The sequence below is a fragment of the Citrobacter sp. TBCS-14 genome, assembly GCF_005280805.1.
Taxonomy (GTDB): domain Bacteria; phylum Pseudomonadota; class Gammaproteobacteria; order Enterobacterales; family Enterobacteriaceae; genus Citrobacter; species Citrobacter gillenii.
Genome location: NZ_SZWM01000129.1, coordinates 1 through 228, shown reverse-complemented (window position 1 = coordinate 228; position 228 = coordinate 1). Strand labels below are relative to the sequence as shown.

Genomic DNA, 228 nt, shown 5'->3' with positions numbered 1-228 from the left:
GGCACAGCAGCGCTGGCGTCGTAGTCTCAACAGCGGTCAGGGGCAACACCAGCCCGACCATATTCTCTTTGCCGATCTTCATCGCCCGGGCAATTCCGTGGTGCTGCGCTTTACACGCGGCAATCCACTTTTTCTTTCCGGTGATAAACCCGGAGGTCGGCGCGTTAAAGGCTTTTGCCCCGCTGTAGACCACCATATCCGCCCCGCTCGCCACCCAGGCGTGTAAAT

At 59.2% G+C, this 228-nt stretch carries 1 pseudogene; it reads right to left on the bottom strand.

The window, feature by feature from the left end:
* Window positions 1-228: pseudogene (locus tag FDX22_RS00695) on the bottom strand (SelA-like pyridoxal phosphate-dependent enzyme); the annotation flags it as partial.